The following is a 22,673-nucleotide window of genomic DNA, read 5'->3' on the forward strand; positions in this document are numbered from 1 at the left end:
GTTCGCCGGCAGCGCCTCGGCTCCGCAGATCTTCGACCCCTGCTCGGCCTTCACCACGGCTTGGAAAGCTTCCGGCACCGGCGCCGGCACCCTGCGCGGCCTTTGCGCGGCCCAGGGCGTTGGCCCGGCCGGCGCGACCACCGCGCCCGGTTCGCAGGCCAACATCTTCCTGTCGGGCAACATCGACCTCGATCCGGAACAAGCCGACACCTACACCGCCGGTCTCGTTCTGTCCTCGCCTTGGGACGGTCAGTGGACGAGCCGTCTGCGCGGTTCGATCGACTACTACAACATCGAGATCTCCGACCCGATCCTGACCTTCGACACCAACACGGCCATCGCGGCCTGCTTCAACTACTTCGGCACCAACAGCACCTACTCGAACACCAACATCTACTGCGCGGGCATCACCCGTACGGGCGGCAACCTGACCAACGCCACGATCAACAACCCGGGCGACCCGGCGAATGGTGAATGGCCGACGGTCAACGGCGGTCTGATCAAGACCTCCGGCCTCGACTTCCAAATCGAGTACGGCTTCGATTGGGAATGGCTGGGCGCTCCGGAGTGGATGGGTTCGGTCCAGGCCAACCTGCTGCTGACCCACGTGCTCGAGTACAAGCAAGCTGACCGTTCCGATCTGCCCCCGGTCGACTTCACCGGCACGATCTCCTACTTCGGCGCCGGCCTCGGCACGAGCTTCCCGGAATGGAAGGCGACCTTCAACACCCGGTTCAACCTCGGTAAGGTCGGGATGATGGGCTACGAAACCGAAGCCCTCAGCTTCGGCGCTCGTATCCGCTACCTCGACGCCATGGAAAACCGCCAGTTCCGCCAGTATCCCGGCGAAACCTTCCTCGGCACCGCCGGTGTCTCCTCCAACGTTCCGGCGACCTACTACATCGACCTGGACGCCAGCTGGGGCATCACCGACAACGTCGAGCTGAAGATCGGCGTCAACAACGTGGCCGACCAGCAGCCGCGCCTCTATGCCCCGAACGTTCAGTCGGGCACCGATCCGTCGAGCTATGACGTCGTCGGCCGCCGCTTGTTCGGTCAACTGAAGCTCCGCTTCTAAGAAGCCGGGTTACAAGTCTGAAGGGGGCGGCGGAGAAATCCGCCGCCCCTTTTTGTTTGTCGCGACGCATGTCATGCCTTCGGCCGGGGAGGCGGCGTGAGTGGTCGTCATGTGGAATCGCAGGCGCGCGGCGACGGTGATCGCCTCCAGTATGGTCGTGGCCGGATGCGCCGTTCGCGAGCCGCGCAAGGGCCCGCCCATTCTGGTGAACCTGGCCAACCAGGCGCCCGGACCGGCCGACACCGCCGAGCTGAGTTCGTCGGCCGATGCGGCCAAGCGCGTGACGGCGCCGGTGATGATCAACGATCAAGGCCCTTTCGACTTCGTGGTCGATACGGGCGCCAATCGCACGGTGATCTCCACGGAGCTGGCCGCGGCCTTGTCGCTGCCGTCGGCGGGCCGGGCTCAGATCAACGGCATCGCCGGTGTCGAGTCGTCGGGGACCGCCCTGATCAACAAGCTGGACGTCGGCCGGGTGACCTCCCGACGCCTGCGCGCGCCGACCCTGCAGCGGGCGCGTCTGGGCGCGGACGGACTGATGGGGGTGGATGTTCTCAAGAACCGGCGCGTGGCCATCGACTTCCGGCGCAACGTTCTGACGGTCAGTAAGGCTGACGATGGCGAGACGCGAGTGCAGCAGAACGTCGCCGACGGGCGTCTGCGCGATGCGCGCGCCGACCTCGCGGCCGAGAGCAATGTCGTCATTGTCCCGGCGCGCTATCGTTTTGGCCAATTGATCATCATCGACGCCGACCTGGGCGGCGTGCCGGTGACGGCGTTCCTGGATTCCGGGTCCCAGAACACCGTCGGCAACCTGAGACTTCAATCGCAGCTTCGGTCGGCGCTCGGACTGTCGACGCAGGTCTCGGTCGTCGAACTGATCAGCGCCACCGGCCAGCGGGCGCGCGGCGAGTTCTCCTCGGTGCCGTCCCTGCGCATGGGCGGTCTCAGCATCGGCAATCTTTCGGCAGTGTTCGCCGATCTGCACATCTTCAAGCTCTGGGAGCTGAACGACCGCCCCGCCCTATTGGTGGGGATCGACGTCATGCGTCACTTCGAGGCGATCGAACTCGACTTCGCCAATCGCCGCGTGCTCTTCCGAACGCCCGCGCGGACGCTTCGTCGTCCAGGCTAGTTCACCGGCGTCGGCGCCAGGACCATGGCGCCGGAGCCGCGTAGACGCTCCGCGGCCATCTCGTCCATCAGCCCCTTGGCGCGGGGGTCGCCCAGGATCCAGGCGGCGGCGGCCAGGGTGCGGACCGAAGTGGCCGAGACGCCGAGCGCGCTCTCCAGCGCCTCGAAGGCCGACACGGTCGTGGTCATGCGCTTCAGCCGCACCTCGCCCTTCAAGCCGGCCAAGCCCTTGGCCTTATCCACCGCCTGATAGAAGCCGCCGATCTCGTCGACGAGGCCCAGGTCGCGCGCCTGGGCGCCTGTCCAGACCCGGCCCTTGGCGAGCTCTCCGGCCCGTTCCGGGGACAGGTTCCGGCCTTCGGCGACCCGCGCGATGAAGTTGGCGTAGATGCGGTCCATCCAACCGGCGAAGGCGGCGCGCTGAGCCGGTGTGAATTCCGAACCCATGCCGAAGGCCCCGGCATACTCTCCGCCGACCCCGACCTGCCGGACGTCGACGCCGAAGCGGCTCAGCGCCTCGGCCAGCGCGAACTTGCCGCCGAACACGCCGATGGACCCCGTGAGCGTCGTGGGCTGGGCGACGATGGCCGAGGCCTGGCTGGAGACCCAGTAACCGCCCGAGGCCGCGTAGGTGCCCATGGAGACCACCACCGGCTTCTTGGCCGCCTTGGCCGCCCGCACCGCGGCGAGAATCTGTTCCGAGGCGGTGTCGGACCCGCCGGGTGAGGAAACGCGGAAGACGATCGCCTTGACGTCCTTGTCCTCGATGGCGTCGTACAGCGCCTCGGAGATGTCGTCGGAGTGCATCGACGAGCCCCCCGCGAACGGATTTGCCGCGCCATCGTGACCGGTGACGATGGCGCCCTCGCCCTCGATCACGGCGATGACCGGCCCGGTCCCGGGCTCCTGGTCGTTGCCGCGCATATACTTCTCGAAGGCGACCAGCTCGGCGCCCTTGCCCGCCTTGGCGAGTGCTGCGATCTCGGCTTCCTTGACCTGGCCCACCTTGTCGATCAGGCGCAGCTTGACGGCGTCTTCGGCGAGGTAAGGACCGGCCTCGATGGAGCGGCGCAGGAGGCCTGGCTCGACCTTGCGATCGGCCGCGGCGGTGGCGAGTCCAGTGGAATAGACCGAGCCCATCCAGGACAGGGTGCTCTCCCGGTGCGGCGCGGTGTAATCGCTGTAGAGGTAGGGATTGACGGCGTTCTTGTACTCGTGGCGCTGCTCGTACTGGGGCTTGATCCCGTACTTCTCGAACGCCCGCTTGAAGAAGATGTCCTCGCCGGCCAGGCCCACCACCTGGAACGAAGCTCCGGGCTGCATCCACAGTTCGTCGGCGGACGATCCCAGCATGTAGGTCGAGGAGACCACGCCGGAGGGGTAGAGGCCCTGGCTGTGGGCGATCACCGACTTGCCGGTGGCGCGGAACTTCTTGATCGCCAAGCGGATCTCGTCGGCGGCGGCCGGCTCCATGCCGCCCTCCGGCAGGCGGACCAATACGCCCTTCACCTTGCCGTCCTTGCCCGCGCGATCGAGGGTCTCGATCACCGACATGACCGACATCGAGCGACGCCCAAAGGTGGCGAACGGATTGACTGGATCCTGATCGGTCATGGGATCGCGCAGGTCGAGCTGCAGCACCGCATGGGAGGGGATCGGCGCCGGCTGGGCCGCGCCCATGGCCATCACGATCAGCAGGAAGGGAACCCCGACAAGGAAGAGCACCAGGCCCGCGAACACACCGGCCGTGGTGATGAGGAATTGCTTCATGTGATCCCGCGCAATGGACGTCCGTCACCACGCTATATCGGCGCGTCGGGCGGTCAAATGAAGGGCTTATCGTTCGCGGGTGGTTTTCGGCTTCCCTGGCGTGCTGGGATCGCGGCCCTGGCGGCGGAGCCGGGCGACGAAATGCCTCAGGGCCTGTTGGCCGGCTCGGTAACCAGGATCGGGTCTCATCGCTCCATGCGCGGGCGGTCAGAGGAAGTGATGAGCGACACCGAAGGGGCGCGGCTGCAGGCGCTCCGATCCTACGGGATTCTGGACACTGCGCCGGAGGAGGCCTTCGATCGGCTGACCGGCCTGGCCGCCGAGCTCCTCGACGCGCCCATGGCTCTGATCTCGCTGCTGGACGACCGGCGCCAATGGTTCAAGTCCCGCCTCGGAGTCAGCGACCCCGAGACGCCCCGGGCATGGGCCTTCTGCAGCCAGGCCATGGAGATGGGTCCCCGCGCGACCCTGGTGGTCGAAGACGCCACCGCCGACGCCCGCTTCGTCGCCAACCCGTTGGTGCGCGGCGGACCCGAGATCCGCTTCTACGCCGGGGCGACCCTCGTCACGCCGGGCGGCCTTTGCCTGGGCACCCTCTGCGTCCTCGATACGAAGCCACGCGAGCGTCCATCTGACGCCGATCTCGGACGGCTTCGTACGCTGGCCGACATCGTGGTCGACCAGTTGGAGCTGCGCCTGGCCCGCGAGCGGCAATCGGTGGTGGAAGCGGCCCTCGCGCAGAGCGAGTTGCGCTATCGCCGGCTGGCGGACAACGCGCCGGACATCATCGCTGAGACGCTGCTGGACGGCACGATCACCTACATGTCGCCCGCCGCCTTGGCCGTCACCGGCGTGTCGCCCGAGGCGATGGTCGGCCGGACGTCCTACGACCTCATGCACCCCGAGGACGGGCCGAAGCTGCGGTCCATGTGCGAGGCGGTTATCGCCTCGCGTGGCGCGATCACGCCCTGGCCGGTGGAGTACCGCTCCCGCCGGGCCGATGGAACGAAGATCTGGCTGGAGTCCAAGCCGGGTCTCGTGATCGATCCGGCAACCGGTGAGATGATCGGCATGACCGACATCATCCGGGACATCACCGTCCGCAAGGTGCTGGAAACCGAGCTACAGGCCGCGCGCCTGGAGGCCGAGGCGGCGGCGGCGGTGAAGTCGGAATTCATGGCCAATATGAGCCACGAGCTGCGCACCCCGCTGACCAGTATCGTCGGGTTCACCCAACTGGCCGCCGAGCAGGCGGACCTGACCGATCTGACCCGGACCTATATCGACCGGGTGGGCGACGCGAGCCGCGCGCTGCTATGCACGGTGAACGACATCCTGGACTTCTCGAAGCTGGAAGCCGGACAGGTGAGCATTCAACCCGAGCCGGTTTCCCTGCTCAAGCTCAGCCGCGGCGCCCTGGATCTGTTCACGCCTCAGGCCGGCGCCAAGGACATCGGTCTGGAGTTGGCGTGCGACGCCCCCGCCGACCTCATGCTGATGCTCGATCCCGACCGGGTGCGGCAGGTGTTGCTGAACCTGGTTGGCAACGCCGTGAAGTTCACTCAGTCCGGACAGGTGACCTTGCGCGCCCGGTTCGACGCCGCGGCCGAGCGCTTGATGGTCGATGTCATCGACACCGGCGCTGGGGTGGCGCCCGAGAAGCTCACCCTGCTGTTCCAGCGGTTCTCGCAGGTCGACGGCTCCCTGACCCGCGCCCATGGCGGCACGGGTCTGGGCTTGGCGATCTGCAAGGGTCTCGTGGAAGCCATGGGCGGCGAAATCTCGGTGAGCAGCCAGGTCGGCAAGGGAAGTTGCTTCTCGTTCTACATCCCCTCCGCGCGGGCGACCGGCGCGGTGTCGCAGACCGAGGCCGAGGTGCGCGAGCGACTGAGCTTCCTGGGAGTGCGGGTGCTGGTGGCCGACGATCATCCAGCCAACCGCGAGCTGGCGCGCCTGTTCCTGGCGGGGGTCGGCGCGGAGGTGACCGAGGCCCAGAATGGCGCGGAGGCCGCCGAACTTGCCGCGCGACGCCCCTATGACGTGATCCTGATGGACATGCGGATGCCTGAACTGGACGGACCCGGCGCCGTGCGGCGCATCCGCCAGGGCGGCGGTCCGAACCGGTCCACGCCGATCCTGGCCTTCACCGCCGACGTCGAGGACATGAGCGACGCGCAAATGGAGGTGCTGGGCTTCCAGGGCCTGGTCGGCAAGCCGATCGATCCGTCGGCGATGATCGGCGCCATCGCCGCGGCGACGGTGTCGACCTTCGCGTATCTCGACGACGACTCCGCTCGGGCGGTCTAGGCGAGTCGCGCTCGCCGAACGCCGTCTCGGTTCGAGACGACCTGGGGTTGAGATCGTCCGATCAACACTGAGCCGCAGGGACACAGCGACGCGAAACTCGGTCGAAATTCGCGCCCCGGGGTTTCTGAACGCCGATAAGTATGGATTCAATTCGTCGTCGGACCGTAGTTGGGGGTTCGAGGGGCGGCTCTGGGCGAAATTCACCCGACACCGCCGAGCGTGGCGGGGTCGAGCTTGAGCTTAATGGGACGTGGCCGGCGCACGGCTGGCTTGTGGATCGCGGCCGGACTGGCGGCCCTGGCGAGCGGGGCTTCCGCCGCCGAGTCACGGGCGACAGCGATCGTTGGCGCCACCGTTTTCGACGCCACGGGCGCCGCGCCCCGTCCGGCCAATGTCATCATTCGCGACGGCCGCATCGTCGCGGTCGGCCCCAAGGCCCGCGTTCCCAAGGGCGCGAAGGTGATAGACGCCAGGGGCAAGGCCCTGCTGCCCGGCTTCTTCGACGTCCATACCCATTGGACCCCCGGCGGCGAGCCGAAGGTCACGCCGGCCATCGCCAACGCCTACATCGCCGCCGGCGTCACGACCGTGAACGACTTCCATCAGCAGCCTGAGTCCTTCGCGCCCCGCCGTCGCTGGCTGGGAACCCTGGCCGCGCCGCACGTGAACTTCGTGGCGCGGATGAGCACGCCGGGCGGCCACGGCGCCGACTGGGCCGATGAGGCGACCACCAAGTGGCTGAGCAGTCCGCAGGACGCGCGCACCGAGGTGAAGGCGCTAGTCCCCTACAAGCCTGATTTCATCAAGGCGTTCACGGACGGCTGGCGCTACGGAGTCTCGGCCGACAACACCAGCATGGACCAGGGCACGCTCTCGGCCCTGGTGGACGAGGCCCACAAGAACGACATCAAGGTCCTGACCCACACGGTCACCATCGAGCGCGGCCGGATCGCGGCGCGCGCCAAGGTCGACATCATCGCCCACAGCCTGCAGGACCAGCCGATCGACGCCGAGACCGTGGCGATGCTCAAGGCGGCCGGCACGGCCTACGCGCCGACGCTGGCGGTCTACGATCCCGACAAGACCGGTCGCGCGCAGCCCGACACCCCCGCCCGGCGCCAGTCGATCGCTAAGTTCGCCTTCGCGCTCACCAACGTGAAGGCGTTGAGCGACGCGGGCGTCAATGTGGTGCTGGGCACTGACGCGGGCATGCCCGGCACGCCGCATGGCGTCTCGACCCTGCGCGAGATGGAGTTACTGGTGCAGGCGGGCCTGACGCCCACCCAGGCGCTGATGGCCGGCACGTCCAACGCCGCCCGCGCCCTAGGCGAAATCTCCGACCGCGGCACCATCGAGGCCGGCAAGCGCGCCGACCTGGTGCTGGTGTCCGGCGCGCCCTGGACCGACATCGCCGACGTGCGCAAGACCGACGCGGTGTTCGTCGATGGCGCCCTGGTCCACGGCCGGGGCTTCAAGGCGCCGGCCGCCAACAGCCAGACGGCCATGCCCGCGATCAAGGTCGCCGCCCTGATCGACGACTTCGAGCGCGCCGACGGCCGCTCCAGCCTCGACACCCTGCGGCTGAACGACATGGACGGCGGCATCGACCGCACGGTGCAGGTGGCCCAGGTCATCCAGCGGGCCGGCGGCGGCGGCGCGCTCAGCCTGGCCGCGCGGATGGCCGCCAAGGACGATCCCTCAGCCGGCGTGATCATCCCGCTCACCCGCGGGTCGGTGGAGCCCGTGGACGCGCGGGCCTTCAAGGGCGTGCGGTTCGAGCTGCGCGGCGCCGGGGCCTACGACTTCGACATCAACACCACCAATGGCGCCTGGCGGACCGAGGTCTCGGCCGGCGACGACTGGCGGACGCTCGAGATTCCGTTCAGCGCGTTGAAGCGTGCGGCAGGCCGCGGGGCGGGTACCGGCCCCTGGCGCGGTGACGATCTGCTTGAGGTCGAGTTCGCCGGCAGCCGCGCCCCTGGCCAGAAGCTCTGGTTGGAAATCGACAACGTGACTTTTTACTGAGCCGAGGTCGGACGCCTGGCGTCCGGGGGCTGAACTTCTAGTGGGGATTGAAATCATGAAATCTGTCGTCTCATGGCGTCGCGCCATGCTCGCCACCACGGCGTTGGCCGCCGTCGCGTTCGCCGGCCAGGCCTGGGCCCAGACCGCCGATGAGAGCGAAGTCGAGGAGCTGGTGGTGGTCGGCTCGCAGATCGCCGGGGCGAAGGTGACCGCCGCGGTTCCGGTGACGGTGGTTGGCGCAGAACAGCTCGACGCCATCGCCGCGACTTCGGGCGACGACCTGTTCCGCTCGATCCCCCAGATGGGCGACGTCAGCTTCAACTCCAGCTATTTGCCGAATTCCAGCAACAGCGCCCGGGGCGATGTGGGCTCGGTCAACCTGCGCAATCTGGGCGTCGGCAACACCCTGGTGCTGCTCAACGGCCGCCGCGTGGTCGCCCACCCCTCCAGCCGCGCCGACGAGAACCTGGTCCCGGTGCTGACCTACAACACCAACGCCATCCCGGTGAGCGGGCTGAAGCGGCTGGAAGTCCTGCGCGACGGCGCCGCGGCGCTCTATGGTTCGGACGCCGTGGCCGGCGTGGTCAACACCGTGCTGCAGGACGACTTTGACGGGATCACGGTGGACGCCCAGTACGGCGCGGCCGAGGGCACCAAGCTGCGCGAGTTCGAGTTCAACGCCCAACTCGGCCAAAACTTCCAGGACGGTCGAGGCAATGTCAGCCTGTTCCTGAACTACACCGATCGCACGGCGCTGAACGCCGCCGACCAGGACTACACCGCATCGTCCGACAAGCGGCCGCTGTTCGCCGGAACCCGCTTCGCGACGGCCTCCGTGCCCGACGGCCGACTGACCGCCTTGCCCTGGGCCTCGCTGCAGACACCGGCCTCGTTCGGCACGGTCCGCCAAGGCACGACAGCGATCACGACCGCGGCCGGCGCGTTCCACCCGCAACCGACGTCGTTCGCGGGCTGCCAGGTTCCTTTCGGCGCCGGCTACTGCCTGGACGACGGCACGCCCGCGACCGCCGCGGCGGATCGCGAACTGCGCTACGATCCGGCGCGCAGCAACAACACCACGGTCATGCCCGAACTGGAACGGATCAACGTCTTCCTGACCGGGCGCTATGACTTGACCGAGAACCTCAAGGCGTTTGGGGAGGTCGGCTACTACACAGCCACGACCAAGAGCCTCCAGGCGCCGACCGGCACACTGGCCGCGACCCCGGTCACCGCGCCGGCGTCCAGCTACTACAACCCCTTCGGCCCGACGGTCTTCGCCAATGGCCAGATCAATCCGAACCGCCTGCCGAATCTGAACGTGCCGGCCGCCGGTCTGCCGGTCACCATCCGCACCTACCTGTTCGCCGATGTCGGCGCCAACCAGGTCGACGTGGAGAACTCGCAGCTGCGCCTGCTGGGCGGGCTGAAGGGCGAGGTCATGGGCTTCCGCTGGGAGAGCGCGTTGCTCTATTCCCGGGCCGAGGTCGAGGACGTCTCCGACGGCATCAGCGCCACCCTGCTGCAGCGCCAGCTCGGCCTGTCCACGCCGGACGCATACAACCCCTTCAACGGCGGCAGTCTGACCAACCCCAGCATCGGCGACGACACGCCCAGCAGCCAGGCCGCGCGCGACGCCATCCGCATCAAGACGGTGCGCAAGAACACCAGCTCACTGTCCCTGGCCGACTTCAAGGTTTCCAAGGTCGACCTGTTCGCCCTGCCGGGTGGGGATGTCGGCTTCGCCGCGGGCGTCGAGTACCGCCGCGAGACCCAGAAGGATGACCGCGACGGTCGCGTCGACGGCACGATCAACTTCACCGACTCGGTGACGGGCCAGGCCTATGTCGGCGACCTGATCGGCTCCAGTCCGTCGCCCGACACCAAGGGCTCGCGCAATGTCATGTCGGCCTACGCCGAGCTGGCCGTGCCGCTGGTCTCGCCCGAGATGGAAATCCCGCTGGTGCGGAACCTCGAGATGCAGCTCGCGGGTCGCTATGAGGACTTCAGTGACGCCGGCGACGTTGCCAAACCCAAGGTCGCCGTCGCCTGGGACCTGATCGACGGCCTGCGCCTGCGCGCATCCTGGGCTCAGGGCTTCAAGGCTCCGAACCTGGAGCAGGTGAATGCCACCCTGGTGACCCGTTCCAACACGCGCACCGACTGGATTCGCTGCGAAGCCGACCTTCGCGCCGGCCGTATCGCCAGCTTCTCGGCCTGCTCGCGTTCCGGCACGACCAGCGCCCAGCGCGCCGGCAACCCGGACCTGAAGCCGGAAGAATCGGAGACCTGGGGCGGCGGCGTGGTCTTCCAGCCGAAGTTCGTCCCCGTCGAGTACGGTGACTTCACCTTCACCGTCGACGCCTGGCGTGTGAAGCAGGAGGGCATCGTCGGCCTGTTCGGCGAAGGCAACGGCCTGACCGCCGACTACCTGGCGCGTCTCAGCGGCGGGACCAATCCCGACGTGATCCGTGCCGCGCCGACCGCCGATGACATCGCGGCCTTCGCCGGCACCGGCCTGGCTCCGGTCGGCGCCGTCCTGTTCGTGAAGGACCAGTACCGCAACCTGCTGCCGCAGGAAGCGCGAGGCGTCGACATCGGGGTGATCTGGGACCTGCGTACCGAAAGCTGGGGTAACTTCAACGTCAACTTCAACGCCGCCAAGCTGGTGAAGTTCTACCGCTCGCCGTCGCCCGAGATCGCCGCCCTGCTGGCGGCGCGGGCCGCCGGTCAGATCAACGCCGGCACCACCATCACCGGGGGTGGCGACCTGATTCGCCAGAACGGCCGTCCGGAGTGGAAGTGGTCGGCCTCGGCGACATGGCGCTACGAACAGATCCAGATCGGGGCCTTCACCCAGTACATCGGCGATGTGCAGGACACCGCCCTGATCGACGCCACGGGCGATCCCTGGGTGGTCGAGAGCCAGCTCACCGCCAACCTCTACGGCCAGTATGAGTTCACTCAAGGGTTGGCGGAAAACACCCGCCTGCGCATCGGCGTGCGCAACCTGACCAATGAGAAGCCGCCACTGGAAACCGACGGCTTCCTGGGCGAACTCTACCAGCCCTATAGCCGCTACTGGTACGTGAGCGTCCGGAAGACGTTCTAGACCTCAGTCGGAGGCGCGCGACCGGCGCGCGCGCCTCCGACTCTCGTTTCATCGCGCCGGGCATTCGGGAGATGGGCTGATGGGTCGGCATGCGATGGGTATTGGCTTGGTCCTGGCCCTGGTCGGTGGGCTGGCCCACGCCGCGGAGCTGACGCCGGCCGAGCGGACCGCCATCCTCGGTTCGGTGGACAAGAGCGCGCCGCGCACCGCCCAGGTGGCCCATCAGATCTGGGACTTCGCCGAGGTCGGCTACCAGGAGACCAAGAGCTCGACCCTGCTGCAGGGCGAGTTGAAGAAAGCGGGCTTCACGGTCGAGGCCGGCGTCGCCGGCATGCCCACCGCCTTCGTCGCCAGCTTCAAGACCGGGCCGGGTCCCGTCATCGCCATCCTGGCCGAGTTCGACGCCCTGCCGGGCCTGGCCCAGACCGCCGAGCCCATGCAGTCGCCCATAGCGGGGCAGGCGGCCGGCCATGCCTGCGGCCACCACCTGTTCGGCGCGGCCTCGGTGGCCGCCGCCCAGACGCTCAAGGAGTGGATGGTCGCCAATAAGATCTCGGGCGAAATCCGCGTCTACGGCGCGCCGGCCGAGGAGGGCGGCTCGGGCAAGGTCTACATGGTCCGCGCCGGGCTGTTCAAGGACGTCACCGCCACCCTGCACTGGCACCCCTCCAGCGAGAACAGCGCCTCTCAGAGCGTTTCGCTGGCCAATGTCAGCGGCAAGTTCCGCTTCACCGGCGCCTCGGCCCACGCCTCGGCGGCGCCCTGGCGCGGTCGCTCGGCCCTTGATGGCGTCGAGGTCATGAACGTCGCGGTCAACATGCTGCGCGAGCATGTTCCCGACGGGACCCGCATCCACTACGTCGTCACCGACGGCGGCAAGGCCCCCAACGTCGTGCCGGACAAGGCCGAGGTCTACTACTACGTCCGTCACACCGATCCGCAGATCGTGCGTGACGTGGTGGGCCGCATCCAGAAGGCCGCCGAAGGCGCGGCGCTGGCCACCGACACAAAGGTCGCCTTCGAGCAGACCGGCGGGGTCTACAATATGCTGCCCAACGACACCCTGGGCCGGGTGATGGACAGCGCCTTGCGCCAGGTCGGCGGCATCACCTGGGACGCCAAGGAGACGGCGTTCGGCGAGGCCATGGCAAAGCAGCTTCCAGCCAACAAGGCTAAGCTGAGCAGCGTTGGCGAGATCCAGCCCTACAGCATCGGCGGCGGCGGCGGCGGCTCGACCGATGTGGCCGACGTGAGCTGGGTGACGCCGACCGCGGGCATGGGGGCCGCGACCTGGGTGCCGGGCACCCCGGCCCATAGCTGGCAGGCTGTGGCGGCCGGCGGCACAAGCATCGGCAGCAAGGGCGCGGTGGTGGCCGCCAAGACCCTGGCCCTGGCCGGCGCGACCCTGTTCCGCTCGCCGGAATTGCTGACCAAGGCCCATGCGGAGCTTGAGGAAAAGCGCGGCCCCGACTTCGCCTACAAGGCCATGGTCGGCGATCGTCCTCCGCCGCTGGATTACCGCCGCAATCCCTCCGGCGCGGAGTAAGGGGGCCAAGCGGTGGTCGGCGAGGCCTGGCGCGGCGAGTTGATTGTCGGCGATCGCTGGGCGCGCTGGCGAGGTGGGGTCGGCGACAACGCCGCCCATCGCCACCTCGCAGCCCAGGCGGTTCTCGCCGAGTCGGATATCGAGATCGAGGATGGGCAGGGGCGGGTTTTCAGGGGTCGGCGGATTCTCATAGATCCCCTGGTGGAACACCGGCTGGGCGCCGCGCCGCACGCCGATGTCCTGCTGATCGAATCGACCAGGCTGGGCCAGGATGCGCGGGCTGAGATCGCGGCGCTCGACCTTGAACTATCTAGCGTGGTGCTCCTGGAAGCCGCGCGCCCCTCGATGCGTTTCTGGCGTTGGCTCTTGACAGGAGGTGTCGCGCCCCTGGCCGCGCCCGGCGAGGCCATCACCCGATCGCTGCGTCGGATCGATCAGGATCTCGCCGTGGGCCCGGTGCGGATCCAAGGCGCGGCGGACGCCGCGGGGCTGTCGACGGAGCGCTACCGCCACGTCTTCGTCGCGGACATGGGACTGCCGTTTCGGCGCTATGTGCTCTGGCGGCGGTTGATGCGCGCCTTCACGGCGATGGCCGCCGGCGAGGCCGCGACCTCGGCGGCGCACACCGCGGGCTTCGCCGACAGCGCCCACATGGCGCGGACCGTGCGCGCCATGCTCGGCGTAACGGCGCGGCAGATCGTCAGCTAGTCCGCTTTCCGGCGAAGCGGACATCGGTTCATCGCCAGATGGCGCGGCAAGGACCCAGGGCGCGGCTACGGACCTGCCGAAGCCGATCACGCTCTAGCCGCTACGTTCAAGCGTCGCGCGCTCGGCCCCCGCATGCTGAGGCATGGATGACAAGCAGCACCGCTGGCGCCCCCCTGCCAAGCGCCGCACACCGGAACGCCTCGCGGCCTATCATCGCGAGGCCGAGCTTGCGCGCGAAGCCATTGATCGCCGTGACGCTGACGCGGCGATGCATCATTTGGAGCGCGCCCACATCCTGGGCCAGCCCTGGCCCGGGGCGCATAGCTGGACCCACTGGATGATGCTGCGCCTCGGCCTATCCGTCGGCGACTGGCGCGAAGTGGCCGGTCAGGTGTTGCGGCTCGCCGCCGGCGGCCTGTTCTCGATCGCGGGCTGGCTACCCGACGGCAACACTGGCCGGGCGCGGGTTTCCTCGATCAAGTCCATGGAGCCACCGGCGGACCTCGTGGCTTTGTGCGGCGGCGACAAGACACCCTAAGATCGTTCAGGTCGCCACGCTGGCCGGGGCGGCGATGGGGCTGGAGCCGTGGATCGTGGCGTCGAGCCGCGCGGCGAGATCCTGGCCGGCCGAGCTGAGCTCGACCGCGGTGATGGAGCCCATCTTCCAGCGTCCGACCCGGACGAGCCCCAGGGTCGTGAGGGCTTGGACGTTGCGCCAGGCCTGGACCGCGCTAGTGGCGGTGCGCCGTTGCAGGTCGATCATGGGGACCGACTCGTCCTCGTCGGCGACGTGCAGGAAGGTGATGATCTGGGCGAGGCTGAGGGTCGGCGCGGCTTCGCGCATTAACTCCAGGCCCTCCAGAGTCGCGCTTCGACGACGCACATCGTACTCCTTCCAGATCGCCCACCATTGCACCGGTTCCGACGCGGGCGGCGTGCGATCTAGGGATGCAAAAATCCGCGAGGCCGCGTCGGACGGCCGCGGAACGCGCCAAAAATGCATGCGGCGCCGACTACAATTTGCATCCACCGCGCAATGGCATTGGAGGATTTCGTGAAGCTCTGGGGACAGATCTCGGTCGAGCTGAACGTCGAGGATTTCGTCGAGGCCGCCGACCATCAGAAGAAGCTTGAGGACATGCTGAAGCTGGTCCGCGCCTCCTATCCTGAGGCCACCCTGGCCATGCGCGAGCGCCGGCAGCGTCGTCCGACACCGGTGGTCCGCGCCCGTCCGCCCGGCCTGGGCACAGGGCGCCTGAACGACTACGCCGAGCGCTGAGACCGTGCGTCCGCGCGACTCCCTGCTCGAGGCCCTGTCGCTGTTCAAGACGCTCAACCCGACCATCACGGTCAATGAGATCGTCAGCTTCCTCTACACCTGCGAGAACGAGGGCCTGAGCGTCCAGGAGCTGGCCTATGTCAGCCGGATGACCGAGCCGACGGCCTCGCGCAGCATCCGCTCCTTCGGACCGCCCGACTCGGAGTGGGCGCGGCCGCCGGCCTGCGGCCTGGTCGAGGCCTTCCTAAATCCAAACGACGGACGCGGCCGGGTCCTGCACCTGACGGCCGAGGGCCGGGCCATGCGCGCCCGGCTGGATGAGATCATCAGCCAGGCCATCGCCATCGCGCGCTAGGCGCGCTGCCACTTCACGCTTCGCCCGCGCCGCGCATAATCCGCCTCATGTAATTGCACACATGAAATCAATATTACTATAATGTTCAAAACAACAGAATGTTGCAAACTCGCGACAAAGATAAGTATATCGACCAACATGACTCCGCGACTGTTGACCCATTTTTGCCTTACCGCGTAACTCACCCGTAACCGGACATACCTGTGTTCGGCAATTTTTGCGGGGTGCGGCTTTCGCTTTCGACCTTCTTGGGACGGGCGAGCCGCTGGAGGATTCAGACTTGAAAACCAAATCCATGCGGGAGCGCTTGCTGGCGTCTTCCATGATCTGTGGCGCGGCGTTCGCGGCGTTCGCGTCAACCGCGGCCTACGCGCAGGACGAGGAAATCGCCGAGGTCGTGGTCACCGGTTCGCGTATCGTCCGCCAGGACTTCGTGGCCGCCAGCCCGATCACGACGGTGACCGGCGAGCAGGCGACGGCCAATGCCGACATCACCCTCGACACCTACTTGAACACCCTGCCGCAGGTGAGCCCCGCGGGAACGACCACCTCCAACAACCCCGGCAACGCCGGACAGGCCAACGTCGACCTGCGCGGCCTGGGCTCCAACCGTAACCTGGTCCTGGTGGACGGCCGCCGGCCGATGATCTCGGCCAACACGGTCACGGTGGACATCAACACCATTCCTCAGGCGATGATCGGCAGCATCGAGGTCATCTCCGGCGGCGCGGGCGCGACCTACGGCGCCGACGCCGTGGCCGGCGTGGTGAACCTGAAGCTCAAGTCGAACTTCGAGGGCCTGGACTTCCGGGCGGGCTACACCGACTCCACCGACTATCAGGACGCCAAGGAATTCCAGTTCTCGGCGGTGCTCGGCGGCAACTTCGCCGACGGCAAGGGCAATGCGATCTTCGGCTTCGACCGCAGCTACCGCGAGCCGGTGACCAAGGGCCAGCGCCCGTTCGCCGCCCTCGCCACCTCCACCACCGGCACCCCGCCGGCCGGCGTCGTTCGATATAATGGCGGCAACGCCATTCCGCTGTCGGCGGTCCAGGCGCTGTTCGCCACCTACGGCGTGGCGCCGAGCGCCGTGAGCAACGGCTCGGGCTCGCTGGGCTTCAACCTGGACGGCACGCTGTTCTACGGCGGGGTGGGTAACAACCCGACCCTCAACGTCCAGAACTTCAAGTACCCGGTCGACGTCAACGTCAACACCCGGTTCTTCCCGGACTTCTACAGCTACAACTTCGATGCTCCGAACCTGTTGACGCTCCCCCTGGATCGCTACTCGTTCATGACGAAGCTGAACTACGAGTTCGAGAACGGCGTCGAGGTCTTCGCCCAGGCCGGCTGGACCGAGTACACCGCCAACCAGGCCCTGGCCCCGACGCCGGTTCCCACCGTCGCCACCTCGGCCATCGGCACGGCCACGAACCTGCAAGTCGCCTCGGCCCTGGTGACGCCGGGCCAGACAATCGGCCAGAACCTCGTGGTGCCGGTCACCAACCCGTTCATTCCCAATGATCTGCGCACCCTGCTGAACGCGCGGACGGGCGACGATCCGCTGCTGGTGGGCTCGGGCGCCAACGAGCCCTTCCTATTCGCCTTCCGGCCGCTTGGCTTCGGCGCGCGGATCTCGCAGTTCCAGAACACCGTCGTCCAGTACATGGGCGGGGTGAAGTTCCCGATCGGCGAAAACTGGAAAGGCGAGGCCTATATCAGCCAAGGCCGGACCGAGATCGACCGCACCCAGTTCGGCAACATCAACACTCAGTTGCTGACGGATATCCTGGCGCATCCCACCCAGAACCCCACGGGCTCGAACGGCGCCTGCGCCAATCAGAACTTCTTCGGCGATCGTCCCCTGGCCAGCGCCTGCCGCACTCTGTTGGACTCTCCCGTCACCCGGCGCGAGCAGTACGAGCAGACCATCGGTCAGTTCTTCATCAGCGGCGATCTCTTCGAGCTTCCGGCCGGCGCGGTTCCGCTCGTGCTCGGCGTGGAGCATCGCGGTCTGGAGTACAGCCTGCGCTTCCTGTCCAACCCGGGTCCCTTCTCGGGCTTCACGGTCGGCCTGCCCGAGTCCGGCAGCAGCGCGTTCAACGACCTGTTCGGCGAGACGATCATCCCGCTGGTCAAGGACATGCCGTACATCGAGAGCCTCGAGGTCGGCCTGGGCTTCCGGTACTCCTGGGCGCAGTTCGAAGACCTGCTTACCGGCCGCCGCAGCGAGTCGCGGGGTTCGGCCACCTACAAGGCCGAACTGAACTGGAAGGCCAACGATTGGGCGCGCATCCGCGCCTCCTATCAGCGCGCCGTTCGGGAGCCGAACTTCCAGGAACTGTTCGTCGGCACCGCCTCGGCCCCGCAGATCTTCGACCCCTGCTCGGCGTTCACGAATGCCTGGAAGGCCTCCGGAACCGGCCCCGGGACCCTGCGCGGCCTCTGCGCCGCCCAGGGCGTTCCCGCCGCCGGAGCCACCACCGCGCCGGGCTCGCAGGCCAATATCAACATCTCGGGCAGCCTAGATCTCGACCCGGAAAAAGCTGACACCTACACCGTCGGCCTGGCGCTTTCCTCGCCGTGGGAAGGCCAGTGGACGAGCCGCCTGCGCGGTTCGATCGACTACTACAACATCGAGATTTCCGACCCGATCATCATCTTCGACACCAACACGGCGATTTCGTCCTGCTTCAACTACAACGGCGCGAACCCGACCTACTCCAACACCAACCTCTACTGCGCGGGCATCAACCGCACGGGCGGGAACCTCACCAACTCGACCATCCGTAACCCGGCCGCGCTCACGGTGCCCAACACGCCGTGGCCATTCGAGAACGGCGGGATCATCAAGACCTCCGGCCTCGACTTCCAGATCGACTACGGCTTCGACTGGGAATGGATCGGCGCCCCGGAATGGATGGGTTCGTTCCAGACCAACCTGCTGCTGACCCACGTGCTGGAGTACAAGCAGGCCGACCGCACCGGTCTCCCGCCTGTCGACTTCACCGGCACGATCTCCTACTTCGGCTCCGGCCTGGGCACGAGCTTCCCCGAGTGGAAGGCCACCTTCAACGCCCGTTGGGACCTCGGTGAGGTCGGCATGATGGGCTACTCGACCGACGCGCTCAGCTTCGGCGCTCGGGTCCGCTACATCGACGCGATGGAGAACCGCCAGTTCCGGCAGTACGAGGGGGAAACCTTCCTCGGCACCGCCGGCGTCGCGGCCAACGTCCCGGCGACCTACTACATCGACCTGGACGCGACCTGGGGCATCACCGACAACGTGGAGATCAAGCTGGGCGTCAACAACGTGGCCGACCAGCAGCCGCGCCTGTACGCCCCGAACGTCCAGTCCGGCACCGACCCGTCCACCTATGACGTGATCGGCCGTCGCGCCTTCGGGCAGATCAAGCTCCGCTTCTAGACAAGCGGCGACATCACGGGAGGGGCGGCGAGGTCACTCGCCGCCCTTTTCGCGTGCCTGGTAGATTACAAAAAAGCAAGGAAACGTCACAGGCGTAACAGAATTCACGCAACTAGAACTATGTATCCCCCGCGTTACGCGAGTAACGGGCGAAACCTTTCGAGGATTTAATTGGCGAACAGGCGTCGAAGCGGGTCACCTACCAACGTTCAGGAAGCGCGTAGGGATGGCCATGACAATCGCCTTGGCGACGATGCTGAAGCCGGTCATGGCGCGGAGCGTTGGATGACGCCGCATCTCGATAGGCTGGATCTTCAGATCCTGTCCGAACTTCAGGACTCCAATCAGATGACAGCCCACGATCTGGCCGATCGGGTGCCGCTGTCGCCGTCTGCGATCCAGCGGCGTATCCGCAACTACCGCAACAGCGGGGTGATCACGGCCGACGTCTCGGTGGTCAACCCGAAGGTGGCGGGCGAGCAGCTCTCCGTGGTGCTGCTGATCCAGCTCGCCCAGCAGAAACCGCAGGCGGTGGCGGAGTTCCGCGCCTTCCTGGGCAAGTCGCCTCAGGTGCAGGTGATCATGGAGATCGCCGGAACCTATGAGCTGATGTGCATCGGCATGTTCGACGGCATCGACAGCTTCAACGCTTTCGCCGACACCCATGTTGGCGACCACCCCTCGGTCAGCCGCTACGAGACGATCTTCGTCCGCCGACGCGTCAAGTTCGGCACGAAGATCCCGCTGTAGCGCGCCGCCAAGCTAAAGTCTTTTTGTTCTGTTTTTGTTCTTGACTGCTAACGGCGGTAGGTGCCGAGATGAGTCCATCTCGGTTTGGCTATGGGAGAGGCAGTTGGATCGATTGGGGCGTGAAGAGCCGTTTCCAGGCGAAATGCAGGGGAGATGGGTGGAAGCGGATGATCCCACGCTGGAAGTCGTCGTGACCGGTGGCGAGATCACCTGGCGCGGCGAATGCGTGGACTACGAAGCCAAGCTCGTGGCCGAGGGCGAAGACGGCGCCGTGGAGGGACGTCGACCCCGATGACCCTGTTGTCACCACCCTGATGGCATGGCCCGAGGGAGACATGCACGCCTACAGCGTTCATGGCGTCGCGCGTTTCGTGCGGGCCAGCGACTGACCGGGCTCAGGTCGCCGCAGGCCTAGCGGCTCACAGCATTGATCTGCGCGCGGACCACCGAGGCCGGCACGACTGGGATCTCGTGGTCTTCGAGCGGAGCCAGCCAGGTTTTGCGGGCCATGGCCGCGGCGATGTAGGGCGCGAGCTCCTCGGCCTTGCGGCCCTCGCGCTCGGCGACCTGCGCCTTGAAGTCGCCCATCACCTCGGCGGCGAACAGCTCCAGGGACTCACAGATGTGGTCGTGCCGATTGCGGCCGGCCTGCTGCATGAAGATCACCTGGTCGACGCCGGCGTCCTGGAAGGCCGTGATGTGCTCGCGGATATCGTCAGGCGTGCCGATGCCGTTGGCGTTGCGCTCGGCCATGCTCCGGGCGGCGATGATCTCGTCGTCGCTGTTGGCGCGGGATTTCTGGAAGTCCGCGAACAGGGACGAGCGACCCGGTATGGCGTCGTGGGCCACCAGGGCGTTCACCGCATAGCCGAAGAACTCAAATCCCTCCTGGCCCCGCCGGATGGCCTCGGCGCGGTCGTGATGGACGGAGAAGTTGGAGACCATGGCGATGTTGGCGTTCACGCTGTGGCCGATGGGGACGCACTGATCGGACTTGATGATGCCGTAGTAGATCTCGGCCCAGGCCCGGGCTTCGTCCGGGTCGATGAAGGAAAAGGCCAGCGCCCCCAGGCCCTTGGAGGCGGCGACCTTGATGGTGTCGCGGTTGGTGCAGGCCATCCACATGGGCGGGTGCGGCTTCTGCATCGGCTTGGGCACCACGTTGCGGCACGGGAAGGAGAAGCCCTTGCCCTCGAACCCGGGATAGGGGGCCATCACCATCATGTTCGCGATCTGCTCAGCGGCCTCCAGGGCCAGCGCCCGCTTCTCCTTGGCCGGGATGCCGAAGCCGCCCAGCTCCAGCCGCGTGGCGCCCTCGCCGACGCCGAAGTCCAGCCGCCCGCTGGAGATGATGTCCAGGGTGGCCAGGCCCTCGGCCGTGCGGGCGGGGTGGTTGTAGTTGGGGATCACCTGACGGATGCCATGGCCGACCCGGATGGTCTTGGTCAGCGCCGCGCAGGCGGCCAGGAACACCTCGGGCGCCGAGGAGTGAGAATACTCCTCCAGGAAGTGATGCTCGACCTCCCAGGCGTAGTCGAAGCCCAGCTTGTCGGCCAACACCACCTGCTCCAGCGCCTGGTGGAACAGCCGCGCCTCATCGCCCTCGTTCCAGGGCTTGGGAAGCTGATGCTCATAGAAGACGCCGAACCGCATCGTGGGTCCCTCCCCAGGGTCGCGGCGCCGCGCGCCGTCGTTGGCCCTACACTCGGCTCCTGGCGGGGTTTGGCAAGAGGTGACGTCCGCACATGCGTCTCGTGGCGGTCGTAAGTGGCGCGATCCCAGGGGTTGTGAATTGGAGGATACACAACGAGAGATAGGCCATTGAAGGAAGAATAGTTCGTGGTTTGTTCTTTACAATCTAAACGGTATGTAGTACGCTAGCGCGCTGGAAAGATGTGGGCTTTCAGCCCAGGCGCATCAGCAACTAAGCGGAAGGATGGCCATTCGGTCGGGGCCAGGACATGGGCGAGAGCATTGCGGACTACATGAAGCGGCGAACAAAAGCCGTTGCTCAGCTTGGCCGGGAGGCTGAAGCCGCTGCGCACCAAGCCTTTGGGTCGGCGATCCGCGCCGGACATGATCTGAAGCTGAGGTCACCTGACGATGTCATGCGACATGGCGGCAGAATCTTGCAGGAAAGGGCAGATCGCGTTGTGGAAGCGGTGTCCAACGCGGCTCGGCGGGCTAGGAGCGAGGCCGACAAGGTTCTGCAGCATGCGGGTCAGAACCCGGTCGTGAGATCCAAGGCCGTGAATGCTGCACGCGTGGCGGGAAATGTCGCGGGTGTCGTGAGGGGAGGTGTCCACGCGGTCGAAGGTCTGGCGGATGGAGCGGTCTTCGCTGCACGGCTGCTCAACCCACTTGACCGAGCGATGAGTCCGCGAGGCCAATCTGCAGAGGAGAAGCTCGGTCGAGCCGTCGAGAACGCCGCCCGAACCGGCGCCGAATACGTGAGGAAGGGATTCGATGATCCTGAAGCCGTCATGGAAGACTTCAGGGAGGCGGGACACAAGTGGAACCGCGACCTCAATCCGGATGCGACGCCCGTCGCTCCAACCTTCGCGGGCGAGCTTCGCCGCAACTTCGACATCGGCCAGAACCAGGGCGAGGTTTTGTTCGATGTGGGTTCGCTGGTCGTGGGCGGCCCGGTGGCCAAGGGCGTCAAAGGACTGTCGCGCGCAGCTAACGTCGGTAACGACGCCAAGTATATGGCGCAGGGGTTCGGCCCGAAGGCCGCCGCCTACCTCGCCGAACCGTATCCCGCCTCCGGCATGGGCAGCCACTACGTTCCGAGGCGAGCGAGATTGCCGAAGGAGTTCGGCGGAGGCGCCTTGCCCAAGAGCTACATGGATGGCCCGTTCAATCGGCTCGCTCCTCCCGGCATCAGCCGCGGAGATCTCTATGAACTGCACTACAAGGTCGATCCGCGATTTAGCGTGGCTCGGCTACCGGGCCGTGTGGGGGGCGGCGCCTGGCACGGCGGGAAGGTCGACTTGGACAGATACGGCCAGCTAGGACGCCTGTGGCATGGCAGCCCGGCGCCTCTGAAAGCCCGTGTCGGTGGCCTAGGCACAGGCGCCGGCGCCGCCATGTATGTGCCAGAAAACGAGGAGGGCGGTTGGTGACGCTACGACCGGAAATACAATTCAGCTCGTCCTTTCCCGACGACGCGATCGAGGACG

17 protein-coding genes are annotated in these 22,673 nt (G+C 66.9%); 14 read left to right on the forward strand and 3 right to left on the reverse strand.

Features of this window, described 5'->3' with window-relative positions:
• Positions 1-1,078, forward strand: a 1,078-nt coding sequence (locus tag RMO04_RS07585) for a TonB-dependent receptor domain-containing protein (protein WP_309644176.1), incomplete at its 5' end; no start/stop codon positions are given.
• A 109-nt stretch (positions 1,079-1,187) separates the two neighbouring features.
• Positions 1,188-2,213 (forward strand): retroviral-like aspartic protease family protein, encoded by a 1,026-nt coding sequence (locus RMO04_RS07590; RefSeq protein WP_309644177.1) that lies wholly within the window; start codon positions 1,188-1,190, stop codon positions 2,211-2,213.
• On the opposite strand, the gene sppA is transcribed toward RMO04_RS07590, so the two are convergent.
• The gene (sppA, locus tag RMO04_RS07595) at positions 2,210-3,982 is read right to left on the reverse strand and encodes a signal peptide peptidase SppA (protein WP_309644178.1); all 1,773 of its coding nucleotides are present in this window, start codon (positions 3,980-3,982) and stop codon (positions 2,210-2,212) included. The genes RMO04_RS07590 and sppA overlap by 4 nt on opposite strands.
• Positions 3,983-4,201: 219 nt before the next feature.
• Here sppA and RMO04_RS07600 point away from each other — a divergent pair, with 219 nt between their 5' ends.
• The 6 genes from RMO04_RS07600 (at position 4,202) to RMO04_RS07625 (ending at position 14,218) form a co-directional block, all read left to right on the forward strand.
• Positions 4,202-6,289, forward strand: a complete 2,088-nt coding sequence (locus RMO04_RS07600; protein ID WP_309644179.1) for an ATP-binding protein — start codon at positions 4,202-4,204, stop codon at positions 6,287-6,289.
• Positions 6,290-6,532: 243 nt separating this feature from the next.
• Positions 6,533-8,314: an amidohydrolase family protein gene (locus RMO04_RS07605; RefSeq protein ID WP_309644180.1), complete on the forward strand. Its 1,782-nt coding sequence runs from the start codon at positions 6,533-6,535 to the stop codon at positions 8,312-8,314.
• A 55-nt stretch (positions 8,315-8,369) separates the two neighbouring features.
• Positions 8,370-11,426 carry a TonB-dependent receptor domain-containing protein gene (locus tag RMO04_RS07610; RefSeq protein ID WP_309644181.1) on the forward strand — a complete coding sequence of 1,019 codons (3,057 nt, stop codon included), beginning with the start codon at positions 8,370-8,372 and terminating at the stop codon, positions 11,424-11,426.
• Between the two features lie 79 nt (positions 11,427-11,505).
• Entirely contained in the window at positions 11,506-12,972 is a 1,467-nt protein-coding gene (locus RMO04_RS07615; protein WP_309644182.1) for an amidohydrolase, read from the forward strand.
• Between the two features lie 12 nt (positions 12,973-12,984).
• Positions 12,985-13,680: a helix-turn-helix domain-containing protein gene (locus tag RMO04_RS07620; protein WP_309644183.1), complete on the forward strand. Its 696-nt coding sequence runs from the start codon at positions 12,985-12,987 to the stop codon at positions 13,678-13,680.
• A 142-nt stretch (positions 13,681-13,822) separates the two neighbouring features.
• A complete protein-coding gene (locus RMO04_RS07625) occupies positions 13,823-14,218 on the forward strand; it encodes a DUF3703 domain-containing protein (protein ID WP_309644184.1) in 396 nt (131 codons plus the stop codon).
• A gap of 6 nt (positions 14,219-14,224) precedes the next feature.
• Here RMO04_RS07625 and RMO04_RS07630 read toward each other — a convergent pair whose 3' ends face one another.
• Complete coding sequence (locus RMO04_RS07630) at positions 14,225-14,563, reverse strand: hypothetical protein (RefSeq protein ID WP_309644185.1); 339 nt, start codon at positions 14,561-14,563, stop codon at positions 14,225-14,227.
• Between the two features lie 171 nt (positions 14,564-14,734).
• On the opposite strand from RMO04_RS07630, the gene RMO04_RS07635 reads away from it, so the two are divergent.
• The 5 genes from RMO04_RS07635 (at position 14,735) to RMO04_RS07655 (ending at position 19,786) form a co-directional block, all read left to right on the forward strand.
• Entirely contained in the window at positions 14,735-14,959 is a 225-nt protein-coding gene (locus RMO04_RS07635) for a hypothetical protein (RefSeq protein WP_309644186.1), read from the forward strand.
• A 4-nt stretch (positions 14,960-14,963) separates the two neighbouring features.
• Positions 14,964-15,314: a MarR family winged helix-turn-helix transcriptional regulator gene (locus RMO04_RS07640; protein ID WP_309644187.1), complete on the forward strand. Its 351-nt coding sequence runs from the start codon at positions 14,964-14,966 to the stop codon at positions 15,312-15,314.
• A 280-nt stretch (positions 15,315-15,594) separates the two neighbouring features.
• Positions 15,595-18,741 (forward strand): TonB-dependent receptor domain-containing protein, encoded by a 3,147-nt coding sequence (locus RMO04_RS07645; RefSeq protein ID WP_309644188.1) that lies wholly within the window; start codon positions 15,595-15,597, stop codon positions 18,739-18,741.
• A 285-nt stretch (positions 18,742-19,026) separates the two neighbouring features.
• The gene (locus RMO04_RS07650; protein ID WP_309644189.1) at positions 19,027-19,491 is read left to right on the forward strand and encodes an Lrp/AsnC family transcriptional regulator; all 465 of its coding nucleotides are present in this window, start codon (positions 19,027-19,029) and stop codon (positions 19,489-19,491) included.
• A 157-nt stretch (positions 19,492-19,648) separates the two neighbouring features.
• Entirely contained in the window at positions 19,649-19,786 is a 138-nt protein-coding gene (locus tag RMO04_RS07655) for a hypothetical protein (protein WP_309644190.1), read from the forward strand.
• A 116-nt stretch (positions 19,787-19,902) separates the two neighbouring features.
• Here RMO04_RS07655 and RMO04_RS07660 read toward each other — a convergent pair whose 3' ends face one another.
• On the reverse strand, positions 19,903-21,144 hold the full coding sequence (locus RMO04_RS07660; RefSeq protein ID WP_309644191.1) for an LLM class flavin-dependent oxidoreductase: 1,242 nt from the start codon (positions 21,142-21,144) through the stop codon (positions 19,903-19,905).
• Between the two features lie 308 nt (positions 21,145-21,452).
• Here RMO04_RS07660 and RMO04_RS07665 point away from each other — a divergent pair, with 308 nt between their 5' ends.
• Entirely contained in the window at positions 21,453-22,616 is a 1,164-nt protein-coding gene (locus RMO04_RS07665) for a hypothetical protein (protein ID WP_309644192.1), read from the forward strand.
• The last annotated feature ends 57 nt before the right edge of the window (positions 22,617-22,673 follow it).

The sequence above is a fragment of the Phenylobacterium sp. genome (assembly GCF_031412415.1).
GTDB lineage: Bacteria > Pseudomonadota > Alphaproteobacteria > Caulobacterales > Caulobacteraceae > Phenylobacterium.